The sequence below is a fragment of the Microbacterium sp. SA39 genome (genome assembly GCF_000967865.1).
GTDB lineage: Bacteria > Actinomycetota > Actinomycetes > Actinomycetales > Microbacteriaceae > Microbacterium.
The window spans coordinates 1-889 of the sequence record NZ_JXRU01000003.1 but is presented as its reverse complement, the minus strand read 5'-3'; the positions used below and the strand labels follow the sequence as shown (position 1 = coordinate 889).

At 68.2% G+C, this 889-nt stretch carries 1 protein-coding gene; it reads right to left on the bottom strand.

The genetic code is table 11. From position 1 onward, the window contains the following. Positions 1-758, bottom strand: a 758-nt coding sequence (locus RS85_RS00015; protein WP_046011367.1) for a DUF222 domain-containing protein, incomplete at its 3' end; no start/stop codon positions are given. Between the last annotated feature and the right edge of the window lie 131 nt (positions 759-889).

The window sequence follows — 889 nt, the reverse complement described above, 5'->3', positions numbered from 1 at the left end:
CCATCGAACACGGCCTGTATCTGTGCCGCGACATCGGGGAGCACGTTGCCCCGCACCGCGTGCAGCCCGTTGCGGAGCCGCCCGATCGTGAAGAACCGTTGATCCTGCGCACCCCGATCCGACGGCTCCGGCCCGTCCGGGTCCATCGCCAACGCGATCACCTGCGCGTACTGCCGGATATCCTCCGGCGTCGCCGGCGGACCCGGAGGATCGTCAGAGTTGCTCGCATCCGTATCGGTGTCTGCTTCCGCATCCGGGAGATCGAACACGGACGGGTACCCGCGGGCATAGTCCGCCAGCACAGCATCCGCACCCAGCATCGTCTCCCGCCCGACCTTGTGCGCAGCCTTGTCGATCGGCGCGACCGCGGCCAGCAGACCGGCGACACCGATCGCCCCGTCGAGCATCGCGTCCCGGAGTGCCGGATAGCGAGCCTGGAGCCGCTCCCCCGAACTGACGCTGATCTGACGGCGTACCGCATCCGCGGCCTTCCCCACCCGCGTCGCCCCGGCAACATCGGTCAACAGCACCCGCTGGCGCAGTTCGTTCTGCCCCCGACACCCGAACGAGTGCGCGAAATCCGGGCCCGCACACGCGACGTTCTCTACGACCACGGCCTCGATGCGCCGGAACGCGGCACCCGCCACCCGGAGCACGTCCATCCGCTCCGCATCAGCCAGGCCCGCCAGCACATCACCGGACAGCACCGCATCGAGGTCGGTCACGACCCGATCCAGGAGTTCCGTGGTGCTGTTCATACCCCCAGTCAACCCGGGACCACCGACATTCCGACCCCGAAAACCGCCCGATCAGCGCTTGATTCGCGATATACCGGCATACGCTCCCGCAAGACGCGATTCGTCTCGCGGAGACCCGCGCTGAGCGACCA